Consider the following 14,403-nt stretch of genomic DNA (forward strand, 5'->3'; position numbering starts at 1 on the left):
GCTCATGGCTCTCCGCAGTGAAGACGTCGTCGTCACCGGACTCGGTGCGACAACGCCTCTCGGTGGTGACGTGGCGACGTTCTGGGATGGCCTTCTCGAAGGCCGTTCCGGCGTCGCCGCGATCACCGACGACTGGGCCGAGCCGCTGTCCGTGCGCATCGCCGCGCGGATGGCGGTCGACCCGACCGAGATCCTGTCCCGCGTCCAGGCCCGCCGCCTCGACCGCGCCGAGCAGGCCGCGATCGTCGCGTCCCGCGAGGCGTGGGCCGATGCCGGGTTCACCGGCCGCTCCGACGAGAACGGGCTCGACCCCGTCCGCGTCGCGGTGGTCATCGGCACCGGGATCGGCGGGGTCACCAGCCTGCTGACCCAGTACGACCTGATGAAGGCGGGCGGCCCGGGCAAGGTGTCGCCGTTGCTCATCCCCATGAACATGCCGAACGGCCCGGCGGCCTACGTCGGGCTCGAGATCGGCGCGCGGGCGGGCGTGCACACCACGGTCAGCGCCTGCGCGTCGGGCGCCGAAGCGGTGGCCCACGGGCTCGACCTCATCCAGCTCGGGCGCGCCGACGTCGTCCTGGTCGGCGGCACCGAGGCCTGCATCCACCCGCTGAACATCGCCGGCTTCGCGCAGATGCGCGCGATGTCGACCCGCAACGACGAGCCCGAGCGCGCCTCGCGCCCGTTCGACAAGGGTCGTGACGGTTTCGTGCTCGGTGAGGGTGCCGGTGCGCTGGTCCTGGAGCGGGCGTCGTCCGCGCAGGCCCGCGGTCGCACCCCCTACGCCGTGCTCGCCGGCGCCGGCATCACGTCGGACTCCTACGACATCGTCAAGCCCGACCCCGAGGGCAACGGCCAGCGCCGCGCAGCGCTGTCGGCGCTCGAGCGGTCCGGCCTCGCGGCGTCGGACGTCGTGCACGTGAATGCCCACGCCACGTCGACGCCCACGGGCGACGGCGCCGAGGCGAAGTGGATCGGCGAGCTGCTCGGCGAGCAGACGGTCGTGTCGGCGACGAAGTCGATGACCGGCCACCTGCTCGGTGCGGCCGGCGCGATCGAGGCCGTGGCCACCGTTCTCTCGGTGAAGCACGACATCGTGCCGCCGACGATCAACCTCGACGACCCCGACGACGACCTGCGCGTCGACGTCCCGGACAAGGCCCGGGAGATGACGGTGCCGGCGGCGCTGAACGACTCGTTCGGGTTCGGTGGGCACAACGTCGCGCTGCTGTTCCGCAAGGCCTGAGCCGCCTTCTAGGAGGAACCTGTGACCGCCCTACGCTTCGCTCCGGGCGCCGAAGGCCGTGCCCCTCTGTCACTCGCTCGCCGAGCTGGATCATGACCGCCCTGGCCGAGACGCCGGCGAGCATCGACCCGCGCGACCCCGTCGTGCGGCTGGAGAAGCTCTTCGACCTCGGCTCGGTCACGCTGCTGCACGAGCGTGACGACAGCGGCGTCGTCGCGGCCCGCGGCCGCATCAACGGGATGCCGGCGGCGGCCTACTGCACCGACGCCACCGTCATGGGCGGGGCGATGGGCGAGGCCGGCTGCCGGCACATCGTCGACACCATCGACACCGCGGTGCGCGAGCGGGTGCCGGTCATCGGGCTGTGGCACTCCGGCGGGGCCCGGCTGGCCGAGGGCGTGCTCGCGCTGCACGCCGTCGGCCTGGTGTTCCAGGCGATGATCCGCGCGTCCGGACGCGTCCCGCAGATCTCGGTCGTGCTCGGCCCGGCTGCCGGCGGCGCCGCGTACGGCCCGGCTCTCACCGACATCGTGATCATGGCGACCGGCGGGCGCGTGTTCGTCACCGGCCCCGACGTCGTCCGTTCGGTCACCGGCGAGAACGTCGACATGGAATCGCTGGGCGGCCCCGACACCCACGGCCGGCGCAGCGGCGTCGTGCACGTGGTCACCGACGACGAGGACTCGGCCCTGGCCGCGGCCCAGTCGGTCACCTCGCTGCTGGCGCGTCCCGGCACCTTCGACCTCGCCCAGCTGGGCCCGGCGCACGACGTCAGCGCCCTGCTGCCCGACAACCCCAAGCGGGCCTACGACGTCCACCCGATCGTCGCGAGCCTGCTCGACGAGGGCGGATTCATCGAACTGCACGCCAGGTGGGCCCCGAACGTCGTCACCGGCCTCGGCCGACTCACCGGGCGCACCGTCGGCGTGATCGCGAACAACCCGCTGCGGCTCGGCGGCTGCCTCGACTCGCCGTCGGCCGAGAAGGCGGCCCGCTTCGTGCGCATGTGCGACGCGTTCGGCGTGCCGCTGGTCGTCCTCGTCGACGTGCCCGGCTACCTGCCCGGTGTCGGTCAGGAGTGGGACGGGATCGTGCGCCGCGGCGCCAAGTTGCTGCACGCGTTCGGCGAGTCCGTGGTCCCGCGGGTCACCCTCGTGACCCGCAAGACCTACGGCGGCGCCTACATCGCGATGAACTCCCGGGCGCTCGGCGCCACCCGCGTCTTCGCCTGGCCCGGCGCCGAGGTGGCCGTCATGGGCGCCGCTGCCGCCGTCGGCATCCTGCACCGCAAGAAGCTCGCCGCCGCGCCCCCCGGGGAGCGCGAGGCCCTGCACGCGCAGCTGGCCGAGGAGCACGCGCGCATCGCCGGCGGTATCGGTCGCGCCCTGGAGCTCGGCGTCGTCGACGAGGTCATCGACCCCTCGACGACGCGAGCGGCGATCGCCGAGGCGCTCGCCGCCGCCCCCACCGGCCGAGGGGCCCACGGCAACATCCCGCTGTAGCCGATCCGCCCGTCCGGCGGTGCCGCTTGCGATCTTCCTGCTGTGACGTGGCCCGGACTCCGTCCGGGCATGAGGATCGGTGGTTCAGACGACGTTGTTCAGCAGCGTCACCGGGGCGCCGTCGCCGCCCTGGCGGTAGGGCTCGAGCTCGGCGTCCCAGGCGGAGCCGAGGAGTTCGGCGAGGCCATGGCGGAACTCGTCGGAGGTGCGCGCGCGGCTGGCGAGGCCGCGGAGGCGCTCCTCGCCGACGAGCACGTCGCCGTTGATCGAGACGGTGCTGCGGTGGAAGCCGCGGCCGGGAACGTAGGCGAGGCGCTCGCCGTCGCTGATCGAGGTGCCGTCCTCCGTGACCTCGAAGACCAGCATCGGCCAGGAGCGCAGGGCGGCGCAGAGCTTGGCGGCGGTGCCGACCGGACCGGTCCAGGTGGCCTCCGCGCGCAGGTGCGACGGCGTGACCGGCTGCCCGGCCCACTGCAGCCGGGCCGGCCGCTCGAGCACGCCGGCCAGCGCCCACTCCACGTGCGGCGCTATGGCCGACGGGCAGCAGTGCATGTAGATGACGCCGCGCGTCATCGGGACGGCACGGCTCTTGAGCCCGCGCGGATCATCAGTGCGGACGTTGGTCATCGCACACCTCCCTTGTCGACGGCGACGCCTTCCCCAGCGATTCCGTCCGGCTCAGGTGGTGTATGCCGCCCATTGTGGCGCATGGGACACGTGTTACGCCAGCGGGACGGCCGAGCCGACCGAACCTGGCGGCGGCGCCATCCGTAGGGCAAAGCTGAGAGGGTCAACGACGAGCAGGAGGCAGCGATGACAGACCAACCGTCGAGCGTGGTGATCGTGGGTGGCGGTCTCGCCGGGGCGAAGACCGCCGAGGCGCTGCGCGCGCAGGGCTATCGGGGTCCGATCACGATCGTCGGCGCCGAGCGGCACGCCCCGTACGAGCGGCCGCCGCTGTCGAAGGACTACCTGGCGGGCAAGTCCGACTTCGACGCCGCGCTCGTGCACCCGGCCGACTGGTACGCCGACCACGACATCGACCTGCGCCTGGGCGCCGAGGCGGTCGCGGTGCGCACGACCGCCCACGCCGTCGAGCTGGCCGACGGCGAGCGCCTCCACTACGGCGCGCTCGTGCTGGCCACCGGCAGCGAGCCCCGGGTGCTGCCGATCTCCGGCGCCGAGCACGCGCTGACCCTGCGCACGCGCGAGGACTCCGACGCCATCAAGGCGTGCTTCGGCGAGGGCCGTCGGCTGATCGTGATCGGCGCCGGCTGGATCGGCCTCGAGGTCGCCGCGGCGGCCCGCGGCGCCGGCACCGACGTCACCGTGCTCGAGTCGGCCGAACTCCCCCTGCTCGGCGTGCTCGGGCGCGAGATGGCCACCGTCTTCGCGCAGCTGCACCGCGACCACGGCGTCGACCTGCAGCTCGGCGCCTCCATCGCCGAGGTCGTCGTCGACGGCGAGCGCGCGGTCGGGGTCCGCCTCGCGGACGGCACCGAGATCGCGGCCGACGCGGTCGTGTCCGGCGTCGGCGTGCGGCCCCGCGTCGAGCTGGCCGGCTCGGCCGGGCTCGACGTCGACAACGGCGTGCTGGTCGACGCCTCGTTGCGCACGAGCGATCCCGAGATCTTCGCCGTCGGCGACATCGCCAACCACGACCACCCGAAGCTCGGCCGGTTGCGGGTCGAGCACTGGGCCACCGCGCTCAACCAGCCGGCCACCGCGGCGGCCGCGATCCTGGGCGGCGACGCACCGTACGACAACCTGCCCTACTTCTTCAGCGACCAGTTCGACCTCGGCATGGAGTACGTCGGCCACGCCTCCCCCGGTTCCTACGCCAAGGTGATCGTGCGGGGCGACCTCGGCCCGCGCGAGTTCGTGGCGTTCTGGCTCGACGCCGAGGACCGCGTCCTGGCCGCGATGAACGTCAACGTGTGGGACGTCCTCGACGACATCAAGCCGCTCATCGCCGACGGCACGCCCGTCGACCCGGACAAGCTGGCCGACCCGGACGTCGCGCTGACCGCGGTCAGTCGCTGACCAGGGCGGTCAGCACCGCGCCGAGCGGCGCGTCGACCTTCACGTCGGCCAGCGGGTCGCCGCGCGTGTCGCCCTGGTTGACGATCGCGACCGAGATGCCCAGGGCGGCCGCGCGGCGGACGAAACGCAGGCCCGACATGACGGTGAGGGACGAGCCGAGGACCAGCAGCGAGCGGGCGCCCTCGACGAGCGCGTAGCAGGCGTCGACCCGCGGTCGCGGCACGTTCTCGCCGAAGAACACGACATCGGGCTTGAGCAGGTCGGACGCGCAGTAGGCGCAGCCGACCGGGACGAAGCCGTCCAGCTGGTCGTCGGAGAGTTCGACGTCGCCGTCGGGGTTGATCCGGGTGATCGCCGCCCCGAAGTCGGGATTGGCCGCCCGCAGCCGCTCGTCCAGCTCGGCCCGGGTGACCCGGATGCCACAGGACAGGCAGACGACGAGGTCGAGCCCGCCGTGCAACTCGATGACGTCCCGCGCCCCGGCGGCCTGGTGCAGCCCGTCGACGTTCTGGGTGATGATGCCGCGCAGCGCGCCCTGGTGTTGCAGCGCCGCGACGGCCCGGTGGCCGTCGTTCGGCCGGGCCGAGGCGATCTGGCGCCAGCCGAGGTAGCTGCGGGCCCAGTAGCGGCGCCGCGCGGACTCCGACCCGACGAAGGTCTGGTAGGTCATCGGCCCGACCCGCCGGGTGGCGCCGGTCGGACCGCGGTAGTCGGGGATGCCCGACTCCGTCGACAGCCCGGCCCCCGACAGCACCACCGCTCCGCCGGCGGCCACGAGGGTGCGCAGCGGCGCCAACTCGTCGGCGGCGGTGGTCGTCACCGTTCCATGGTGCCTGATTCGACCGGCGGCGTTCAGCCGTCGGCGAGGGCCCGGCCGTAGCGGTCCTCGACCCGCCGGCGCATCGTGTCGTCGTGGGCCGACGCGGGCTGGATGAAGATCTCGTCCAGCACCTGCCATTTCTCCCGCAGTTCGTGATCGAGCCGCACGCAGGCCTCTTCGAGCTCGGCCCCCGAGGTCGTGTCGACGAAGTCGACGCGGCAGCAGAGCAGGATGCTGTCGGTGCCGGTCAGCATGGTGAGCAGGTCGACGACGTCGTCGACCTCGGGCTGCTCCTCCAGCCACTCCTCGATCGCCCTGATCAGGCGTGGATCGGCCTGCTGGCCGACCAGCAGCGTCTTGCAGGCGCGCACCAGTACGACACAGACCACGAGCAGCAGGGCCCCGATGACGATGGAGGCCAGGCCGTCCCAGAACTGGTTGCCGGTGGCCTGGTGCAACCCGACGCCGGCCGCGGCGACGGCCAGGCCGACGATGGCGGCGCTGTCCTCGAGCAGCACGCTGTTGACCGTGGGGTCGCGCGGCGTGCGCACGTAGTCGCCCAGCGACAGGCGCATCCGCCTGGTCTCGGCCCGCATCTGCCTGGCCGCCTGCCGCAGCGAGATGCCCTCGAGCACTGCGGCCAGGCCCAGCACCGGGTAGTTGATCCAGAGCATGTCGGCGTCCTCGGCCGGCCCGACGATCGTCTCGTACCCCTGGTAGAAGCTGAAGATGGCGCCCGAGACGAAGATGGCGACGGCCGCGATCAGCGACCAGAAGTAGCGCTCCTTGCCGTAGCCGAAGGGGTGCGAGCGGTCGGCCGGGCGGGCCGAGCGCCTCTGGGCGACCAGCAGCAGCACCTCGGTCGTGCTGTCTCCGGCGGAGTGCGCCGCCTCGGACAGCAGCGCCGCCGAACCGGTGATGAGCCCGGCGACGAGCTTCAGCAGGCCGACGCCGACGTTGGCCGCGAGCGCGAGCAGCACGGTGAGGGCGCTCTCGCTCTCCTCCTGGTTCCGGCCCGTGCCGGCGCCACGGACGACGGGATCGCCGTCGCCCGGCCGGATCGGATGCTGAGAAGTCACCCAGGCAACGTTCCCAGCGACCGGCCACTGCTACCCCGCCCGCGACGGGTGAATACCCTGATCCCGCACGTGTGACCCATCCCGCCCCCGGCCGAATCCGAAATAACGCGGCGGGCCCGCGGCTTGGGGGCTACGGCAGGGTCCGTCCCGAACCAGAAGGGTCACCATGGCGAGCGTCGCTTACGAGATGTCGCATCTCGACATGCTCGAGTCCGAGGCCGTCCACATCTTCCGCGAGGTCGCGGCCACCATCGAGAAGCCCGCGCTGCTGTTCTCCGGCGGCAAGGACTCGGTGGTGATGCTGCACCTGGCGGTGAAGGCGTTCTGGCCCGCACCCGTCCCCTTCCCGGTGATGCACGTCGACACCGGGCAGAACTTCGACGAGGTCATCGCGTTCCGCGACCGCACGGTCGAGCGCTACGGCCTGCGGCTCATCGTCTCCAGCGTCCAGGACGACATCGACGCCGGACGCTCGCACGAGGACCACCCGAACGCGCCGCGCAACCAGCTGCAGACGGTGTCGCTGCTGCGCGGCATCACCGAGAACCGGTTCGGCGCCGTTTTCGGCGGGGCGCGGCGTGACGAGGAGAAGGCCCGGGCCAAGGAGCGCGTGTTCAGCTTCCGCGACGAGTTCGGCCAGTGGGACCCCCGCAACCAGCGCCCGGAGCTGTGGAGCCTGTACAACGGCCGGCACCGCAAGGGCGAGAACATGCGGGTCTTCCCGCTGTCGAACTGGACCGAGCTCGACATCTGGTCCTACATCCTGGCCGAGCGCATCGAGCTGCCCGACCTCTACTACGCGCACAGACGCGAGGTCGTCGAGCGTGACGGCATGCTGCTCGCCGTCAACCGCTTCATCGAGCCGACCGACGCCGAGACGCCGTTCGAGGCGACGGTGCGCTTCCGCACGATCGGCGACGCCACCTGCACCGGCTGCGTCCAGTCGAACGCGGCCACCGCCGAGGACGTCGTCGCCGAGGTCGCGGCCGCCCGCATCACCGAGCGCGGCGCCACCCGCGCCGACGACCGCATCTCCGAGGCCGGCATGGAAGACCGCAAGAAGGAGGGGTACTTCTGATGTCCCAGCTCCTGAGACTGGCCACCGCCGGCAGCGTCGACGACGGGAAGTCGACGCTCATCGGACGCCTGCTCTTCGACTCGAAGGCCATCTTCGAGGACCAGCTGTCGGCGGTCGAGAAGACCAGCCTGTCCCGCGGGCAGGACACCCCCGACCTCGCGTTGCTGACCGACGGCCTGCGGGCCGAGCGCGAGCAGGGCATCACCATCGACGTCGCCTACCGCTACTTCGCGACGCCCAAGCGCAAGTTCATCATCGCCGACACCCCCGGGCACATCCAGTACACGCGCAACATGGTCACCGGCGCATCGACGGCCGACCTGGCACTGATCCTCATCGACGCCCGCAACGGCGTGCTCGAGCAGTCGCGCCGGCACGCCTTCCTGGCCAGCCTGCTCGGCATCCCGCACCTCGTCGTCTGCATCAACAAGATGGATCTCGTCGACTTCTCCCAGGAGCGCTTCGAGGAGATCCGCGACGAGTTCCGCCGCTTCGCCATGAAGCTCGAGGTCTCCGACCTGTCGTTCATCCCCGTGTCGGCCCTCTCCGGCGACAACGTCGTGCAGCGCAGCCAGTCGATGCCCTGGTACGAGGGCACCTCGCTGCTGCACCACCTCGAGGACGTGCACATCGCGTCCGACCGCAACCTCATCGACACCCGGTTCCCGGTGCAGTACGTGATCCGGCCGCACCAGTCGTCCGATGCCGCGCTGCACGACTTCCGCGGCTACGGCGGCACGGTGGCCGGCGGTGTGGTGCGTACCGGCGACGAGGTGACGGTGCTGCCCTCCGGTTTCCAGACCGCGGTCAAGGCCGTCTGGGGGCCGGGCGGCAAGGAGCTCCGCGAGGCGTTCGCCGGCCAGGCCGTCACCCTCGAACTCCGCGACGACATCGACATCGCCCGGGGCGACCTGATCTGCCGCCCGCACAACCGCCCGCACGTCGGGCAGGACCTCGACGCGATGGTCTGCTGGCTGACCGCCGAGTCGTCGCTGACGCCGGGCGGGCGCTACACGCTGCAGCACACGACCCGGTCGACCCGCGCCGTCGTGCGCTCGCTCGACTACCGCCTGGACGTTAACACGCTGCACCGCGACGAGTCCGCGTCCGGGCTCACGCTCAACGAGATCGGCCGCGTCCGGCTGCGCACCCAGCAGCCGCTGCTGTTCGACGCCTACCGGCGCAGCCGCGACACGGGCAGCTTCATCCTCATCGACGAGGCCACCAACAACACGGTGGCCGCCGGCATGATCACCGGCCCGAGCGCGCAGAACGCGAACGTCGTCTGGCACGGCGGGTCGGTGCAGCGCGCCGAGCGGGCCACGCGCGGCATGACCGTGTGGCTCACCGGACTGTCGGGCTCGGGCAAGTCGAGCGTCGCGGCCGAGCTCGAGCGTCGCCTCGTCGCGTCGTCGCGGCCGGCCTACCTGCTCGACGGCGACAACCTGCGGCACGGCCTCAACGCCGACCTCGGGTTCTCCGTCGACGACCGCGCCGAGAACGTCCGGCGGGTCGGCGAGGTGGCCAAGCTGCTGGCCGACGCCGGCGTCGTGTCGATCGTGTCGCTGGTGAGTCCCTACGCGGTCGACCGCGACCGGGCCCGCGCCGCGCACGCCGAGGCCGGGCTGCCGTTCGTCGAGATCTTCGTCGACACGCCGCTCGAGATCTGCGAGGCCCGCGACCCGAAGGGCATGTACGCCAAGGCCCGGGCCGGTGAGATCAAGAACTTCACCGGCATCGACGACCCCTACGAGGCCCCCGAGTCGCCCCACCTGCGGCTGCGCCCCGAGGACGGCGACGAGGCCGCCCAGGCCGCGCTGGTTCTCGAGTTGGTCGAGCGGATTGCCGAGTGAGCAGCGATGCGCGGCTGGCCGCCCGGCTGGCCGAGGAGGCGGGGCGGCTGCTGCTCCGCCTGCAGCGTGAGAGCGGCTTGACCGGCAAGGAGCTCGGCAAGCGTGGCGACGCCGACTCGAACGGGCTCATCCTCGACGCGCTCGCCGCCGAGCGTCCGGATGACGCCGTGCTGTCGGAGGAGTCGGTCGACTCCCCCGCCCGGCTCGACGCCGATCGGGTCTGGATCATCGACCCGCTCGACGGGACGCGCGAGTACGGCCTGCCCGGACGTCCCGACTGGGCGGTGCACGTCGCGCTGTGGCAGCGGGGTCGCGGCATCACCGACGCCGCGGTGTCCCAGCCGGCGCTCTCGGCGGTGCACGCCACCGATGACGCGGCGGCGGCCGACGGCGCGCCCGAACGGCCCCGCTTCCTCGTCAGCGACAGCCGCCCGCCGGCCTGGGCCTCGTCGGTCGCGGCGGCGCTCGGGGCCGAGCTCGTGCCGATGGGCTCGGCCGGCGCCAAGGCGATGGCCGTCCTGCGCGGCGACGCCGAGGCGTACCTGCACTCCGGCGGCCAGTGGGAGTGGGATTCCGCCGCCCCGGTCGGCGTCGTCCTCGCCGCCGGCCTGCACGCCTCCCGCATCGACGGCCGCCCGCTCGAGTACAACCTCCCGCACCCGTACCTGCCCGACCTGCTGATCTGTCGTTCCGAGCTGGCCGAACCTCTCCTCCGCGAGATCGCCGCTGCGCTCTGAGGTGTCCTGATTGACCGTTTCGCCCGCTGGTGCCAGGCTCGGCGGCGGAGGTCGATGATCATGACATCGGAGTTCGCGGTCCTGCTCGCCGGAACCGGCGCCGTCCTTCTGCTGGCGGCCGGCGCCACAGCACGCCGCCGTCACGTGGGTCGGCCCGCGCCCGTGCGCGGAATCCTCGTCGCCGTCGGCGTCCTCGCCGACTGGTGGCTGTTCGACGCGGCGTTCGCCCACCAGTTCGGCCCGCAGAGGTGGCTGCTCGTCCCGCTGATCCTGGTCAACGTCCTGCTCGCCTTCGGGGCGATCTACGGCGGCACCGGACTCCGGATGCACGACGACGGATCCACGCTGGGCGGCGGCACCATGGGCATGTTGCTCGGCCGCGACGCGTCGCTGCGGGCCAACGGTTACGACCACGACCTGCGCCGCTGAGCCGCCGCTACGGTAGGGCGGAGCCGAGAGGAGTTCGCGATGACCGATCCGGAGAGCACCACGCAACTGCGGGCCGCCGACCTGGCCGAGGTCGAGGTCGACGAGGCCGACGCGGAATCGCGCGACGCGCCGCTCGAGGCCGACGCGGCCGACGTCGCCGAGCAGCGCCACGACCTCGCCGACGGCGGGGACGACCCCGACGAGCGCGATCGGTGACCGACCGGAATCAACCGGGCGCCGTCATTCACAGCAATCTTTCATACGCGCGGGTAAGCTAGATCAACTCGCACGACTCCGCGCCGCTCGGCGTCGATGGCCGGCGGGTCCAGGCGGCGTATGAGACCGCCGGAAAGCGGGGCACGTGACCGCAACCTCCGAACGACGCAACGATCCCGACCGGCCCGGCGCCAGCATGTCCGTCGACACCGTGCGCTTCGACGCCAGCCGCGCCAACCTCAAGGTCGTCGGCGAACTCGACCTCGCCACCGCCGCGCCCCTCTGGGCCGTGCTGCAGGGCCACCTTGCCGCCGGGCGCCGCTACCTCCGCCTCGACCTGTCCGAGGTGACCTTCATCGACGCCACCGCGCTCAGCGGCATCGCCCGCGCGCACCGGGATCTCCTGGCCGTCCGCGGCACACTCGTCATCACCGGCGTCCGGGCCCGGGTCCACCGCGTCCTGCGTCTCACCGGCCTGGACGAGGTGCTCTTCGTCGGCGGCGCGCGCGCCGACGACGACACCTTCGCACCGGGCGAGCACGCCGACCTCCTCGCCGCCGAACTCGACAGCGTCGAGTGAACGCTTCCGAATCGACGCCCGCCGGTCGCCGCCCTAGGGTCAGGGCGTGCCCGCGTTACCGGTGAGTAATGACGTCGAGGTCGAGCCGCTCGGCCCGGACTCGCTCATGTGGACCTACTTCGGCGACTGGCGGGGCGTGCTGCTCTCGCTGTGGGCCGGGTCGATGCAGAACATGCACCCGCAGCTGGGCGCCGGCGTCGAGGAGCACTCGCGCTTCTTCGACGAGCGCTGGCAGCGGCTGTACCGCTCGCTCTACCCGATCGGCGGCTGCGTCTACGACGGCGACCGCGCAGCCGAGACGGCCCGGACGGTGCGCGACTACCACCTGACCATCAAGGGCATCGACAAGCACGGGCGCCCGTACAGCGCGCTCAACCCCGACACCTACTTCTGGGCCCACGCGACGTTCGTGATGATCCCGGTGCTGATCTGCGAGCACTTCGGCCGGCCGATGACGCCCGCGCAGAAGGAGCAGCTCTACGCCGAGGGCGTGCAGTGGTGGCGCCTGTACGGCCTCTCCATGCGGCCCGTGCCGCCCGACTGGGACTCGTTCCGAACCTACTTCGAGACGACGAGCGCCGAGGTGCTCGAGGACAACAAGGCGACCCGTGACGTTCTCGACATCGCCCGCATCGCCAAACCGCCGACGGCGCAGTGGCTGCCCGAACCGGTCTGGTCGCTGTTACGCATCCCGATCAGCCGCGGCTTCGTCTGGCTGACCGTCGGGCTCTACTCCCCCGCCGTGCGCGAGCGGCTCGGCTACCGCTGGAGCGCCCGCGACGAGCGCGCCTTCCGGCTCGTCGGCCGGGCGATCGGCACCGCCTGGCGGCTGGTTCCGCACGACCGGCGCTTCCACCCGCGGGCCCGGTCGGCCTGGCAACGCTCGCGGGGGCAGCGCCCGGCGGACGCGCCGCTGGTCGAGACGCCGGCGCGCAACCTGCCGCCGATGCACGAGCGGGATCGGCCGACGCACTACTGCCCGACCGCCTGAAGCTTCTTCCCGCGCCGCCCGAACGAGAGCAGGATCCAGCCATGCCCGGAATCACGCCCCTTCCGACGTTCACCGCGACCTTCCAGGACACCGTCGCGAAGCACCCCCACAACCTCGCCCTGAGCACGCCGGACGGTTCGGTGCGGCTCACCTGGCGCCAGTACGGGCAGCGCGTGCAGCGCATCGCGACCGGCCTCGCTGCGCTCGGGGTGACCCGCGGCGAGACGGTCGGCATCATGCTGACCAACCGGCCCGAGTTCCACCTCGTCGACACCGCGGCGCTGCACACCGGGGCCACGCCGTTCTCGATCTACAACACCCTGGCGCCGGAACAGATCGCGCACCTGTTCGGCAACGCCGGTAACCGCGTCGTGGTCTGCGAGGAGCAGTTCCTCGACCAGATCCGCAAGGCGGCCGACGCGACCGAGACGAAGGTCGAGCACATTGTCTGCGTCGACGGCCGGCCGCCGGGCACGATCTCGCTCGAGGACCTCGAATCCCGGTCGGCCGAGGGCTTCGACTTCGAGGCCTCCTGGCGCGCGGTCGAGCCCACCGACGTCCTCACGATCATCTACACGTCGGGCACGACGGGGCCGTCCAAGGGCGTGGAGCTGACGCACGCCGGCATGAACGCCGAGATCGAGGGCATGTCCGCGGTGGCGCCGGTGACCGTCGAGGACTCGGTGATCTCCTACCTGCCCGACGCGCACATCGCGAACCGCTGGGGCGCGCACTACACGAGCCTCGCGACCGGCATGCACATCGTCACGCTGGCCGACATGAAGCAGATGATCTCGGTGCTGCCGAGCGTGCGGCCGACGTTCTTCGGTGCCGTGCCGCAGGTCTGGTACAAGCTGAAGGCCGGCATCGAGGCCCAGCTGGCGGCCGAGAAGTCGCCGGTGAAGAAGCGGCTCGCGACGTGGGCGTTCGACGTCGGCAAGCGCCGGGCCCGCCTGATGTCCGACCGCAAGCCCGTGCCCGTGACGCTCAAGGCGCAGCACGCGATCGCCGAGAAGGTCGTCTTCAGCGCGGTGCGGGCGAAACTCGGGCTCGACCGGGTCAAGTTCGCGGCGACCGGCGCGGCCGCCATCGACCCGCAGGCGCTCGAGTTCGTGCTCGCGCTCGGCCTGCCGTGCTGCGAGATCTGGGGCATGAGCGAGATCTCGTGCGCCGCCACGGTGAATCCGCCCGACGGCATCCGCATCGGTACGGTCGGCAAGGCGATCGCGCCGGCCGAGCTGCGCATCGCCGACGACGGCGAGCTGCTGGTGCGCGGCCCGCTCGTGATGAAGGGCTACCGCAACGACCCGGAGAAGACGGCCGAGGCGATCGACGCCGACGGCTGGCTGCACACCGGCGACATCGCCTCCATCGACGGCGACGGCTACGTCCGCATCGTCGACCGCAAGAAGGAGTTGATGATCAACGCGTCGGGCAAGAACATGTCGCCGTCGAACATCGAGGGGACGATCAAGGTCAGCTGCCCGCTCATCGGTTCGGCCGTCGCGATCGGCGACGACCGGCCTTTCGTCGTCGCGCTGATCACGCTCGACCCGGACGCCGCGGCGGCCTTCGCCTCGGCACACGGGCTGACCGACGCCTCCCCCGCCGCGCTCGCCGACGACCCCGCGGTGCACGACGCGATCGACGCCGGCATCAAGGAGGCCAACACCAAGCTGGCCCGGGTCGAGCAGATCAAGAAGTTCGTCGTGCTGCCCGACGTCTGGGAGCCCGGCGGCGACGAGGTCACGCCGACGATGAAGCTGAAGCGCAAGCCGATCGCGTCGAAGTACGCCGAGCAGATCGAGGCCCTCTACACGCGTTGATCG

The 14,403-nt window shown here is 71.9% G+C and carries 14 protein-coding genes; 11 read left to right on the top strand and 3 right to left on the bottom strand.

Annotated features, from left to right (window positions below):
- Positions 1-4 precede the first annotated feature (4 nt).
- Positions 5-1,246 (top strand): beta-ketoacyl-[acyl-carrier-protein] synthase family protein, encoded by a 1,242-nt coding sequence (locus VGN18_RS00155; protein WP_327537585.1) that lies wholly within the window; start codon positions 5-7, stop codon positions 1,244-1,246.
- A 92-nt stretch (positions 1,247-1,338) separates the two neighbouring features.
- Positions 1,339-2,748 carry an acyl-CoA carboxylase subunit beta gene (locus VGN18_RS00160; RefSeq protein ID WP_327537586.1) on the top strand — a complete coding sequence of 470 codons (1,410 nt, stop codon included), beginning with the start codon at positions 1,339-1,341 and terminating at the stop codon, positions 2,746-2,748.
- An 84-nt stretch (positions 2,749-2,832) separates the two neighbouring features.
- Here the strand turns inward: VGN18_RS00160 and VGN18_RS00165 are convergent, their stop codons facing one another.
- Positions 2,833-3,321 (bottom strand): DUF3145 domain-containing protein, encoded by a 489-nt coding sequence (locus tag VGN18_RS00165; RefSeq protein ID WP_414654998.1) that lies wholly within the window; start codon positions 3,319-3,321, stop codon positions 2,833-2,835.
- Between the two features lie 240 nt (positions 3,322-3,561).
- Between VGN18_RS00165 and VGN18_RS00170 the strand changes: the two genes are divergently transcribed.
- Positions 3,562-4,791 (top strand): NAD(P)/FAD-dependent oxidoreductase, encoded by a 1,230-nt coding sequence (locus VGN18_RS00170; RefSeq protein WP_327537588.1) that lies wholly within the window; start codon positions 3,562-3,564, stop codon positions 4,789-4,791.
- Here VGN18_RS00170 and VGN18_RS00175 read toward each other — a convergent pair.
- A complete protein-coding gene (locus VGN18_RS00175) occupies positions 4,781-5,629 on the bottom strand; it encodes an NAD-dependent protein deacetylase (RefSeq protein ID WP_414654999.1) in 849 nt (282 codons plus the stop codon). The two genes, VGN18_RS00170 and VGN18_RS00175, sit on opposite strands and share 11 nt — an antisense overlap.
- 14 nt (positions 5,630-5,643) lie before the next feature.
- Positions 5,644-6,690 (bottom strand): cation diffusion facilitator family transporter, encoded by a 1,047-nt coding sequence (locus VGN18_RS00180; protein ID WP_327537590.1) that lies wholly within the window; start codon positions 6,688-6,690, stop codon positions 5,644-5,646.
- Positions 6,691-6,856: 166 nt separating this feature from the next.
- Between VGN18_RS00180 and cysD the strand changes: the two genes are divergently transcribed.
- The 8 genes from cysD to VGN18_RS00220 all read left to right on the top strand — a co-directional run bounded on the left by cysD (position 6,857) and on the right by VGN18_RS00220 (position 14,400).
- Positions 6,857-7,768 carry a sulfate adenylyltransferase subunit CysD gene (gene cysD / locus VGN18_RS00185; protein ID WP_327537591.1) on the top strand — a complete coding sequence of 304 codons (912 nt, stop codon included), beginning with the start codon at positions 6,857-6,859 and terminating at the stop codon, positions 7,766-7,768.
- Positions 7,768-9,621, top strand: coding sequence for a sulfate adenylyltransferase subunit CysN (gene cysN / locus VGN18_RS00190; RefSeq protein WP_327537592.1), 1,854 nt, complete (start codon positions 7,768-7,770; stop codon positions 9,619-9,621). The genes cysD and cysN overlap by 1 nt, the downstream gene beginning before the upstream one ends.
- Positions 9,618-10,358, top strand: a complete 741-nt coding sequence (locus VGN18_RS00195; RefSeq protein ID WP_327537593.1) for a 3'(2'),5'-bisphosphate nucleotidase CysQ — start codon at positions 9,618-9,620, stop codon at positions 10,356-10,358. The genes cysN and VGN18_RS00195 overlap by 4 nt, the downstream gene beginning before the upstream one ends.
- A gap of 60 nt (positions 10,359-10,418) precedes the next feature.
- Positions 10,419-10,787 carry a hypothetical protein gene (locus VGN18_RS00200; protein WP_327537594.1) on the top strand — a complete coding sequence of 123 codons (369 nt, stop codon included), beginning with the start codon at positions 10,419-10,421 and terminating at the stop codon, positions 10,785-10,787.
- Positions 10,788-10,826: 39 nt separating this feature from the next.
- Positions 10,827-11,003, top strand: a complete 177-nt coding sequence (locus VGN18_RS00205) for a hypothetical protein (protein WP_327537595.1) — start codon at positions 10,827-10,829, stop codon at positions 11,001-11,003.
- 145 nt (positions 11,004-11,148) lie between these two features.
- Positions 11,149-11,583 (top strand): STAS domain-containing protein, encoded by a 435-nt coding sequence (locus tag VGN18_RS00210; protein ID WP_327537596.1) that lies wholly within the window; start codon positions 11,149-11,151, stop codon positions 11,581-11,583.
- Between the two features lie 106 nt (positions 11,584-11,689).
- Entirely contained in the window at positions 11,690-12,574 is an 885-nt protein-coding gene (locus VGN18_RS00215) for an oxygenase MpaB family protein (RefSeq protein WP_349259797.1), read from the top strand.
- A gap of 41 nt (positions 12,575-12,615) precedes the next feature.
- On the top strand, positions 12,616-14,400 hold the full coding sequence (locus VGN18_RS00220) for a long-chain fatty acid--CoA ligase (RefSeq protein ID WP_327537598.1): 1,785 nt from the start codon (positions 12,616-12,618) through the stop codon (positions 14,398-14,400).
- Positions 14,401-14,403: the final 3 nt, after the last annotated feature.

This window comes from Jatrophihabitans sp. (genome assembly GCF_036000465.1).
Classification (GTDB): domain Bacteria; phylum Actinomycetota; class Actinomycetes; order Mycobacteriales; family Jatrophihabitantaceae; genus Jatrophihabitans.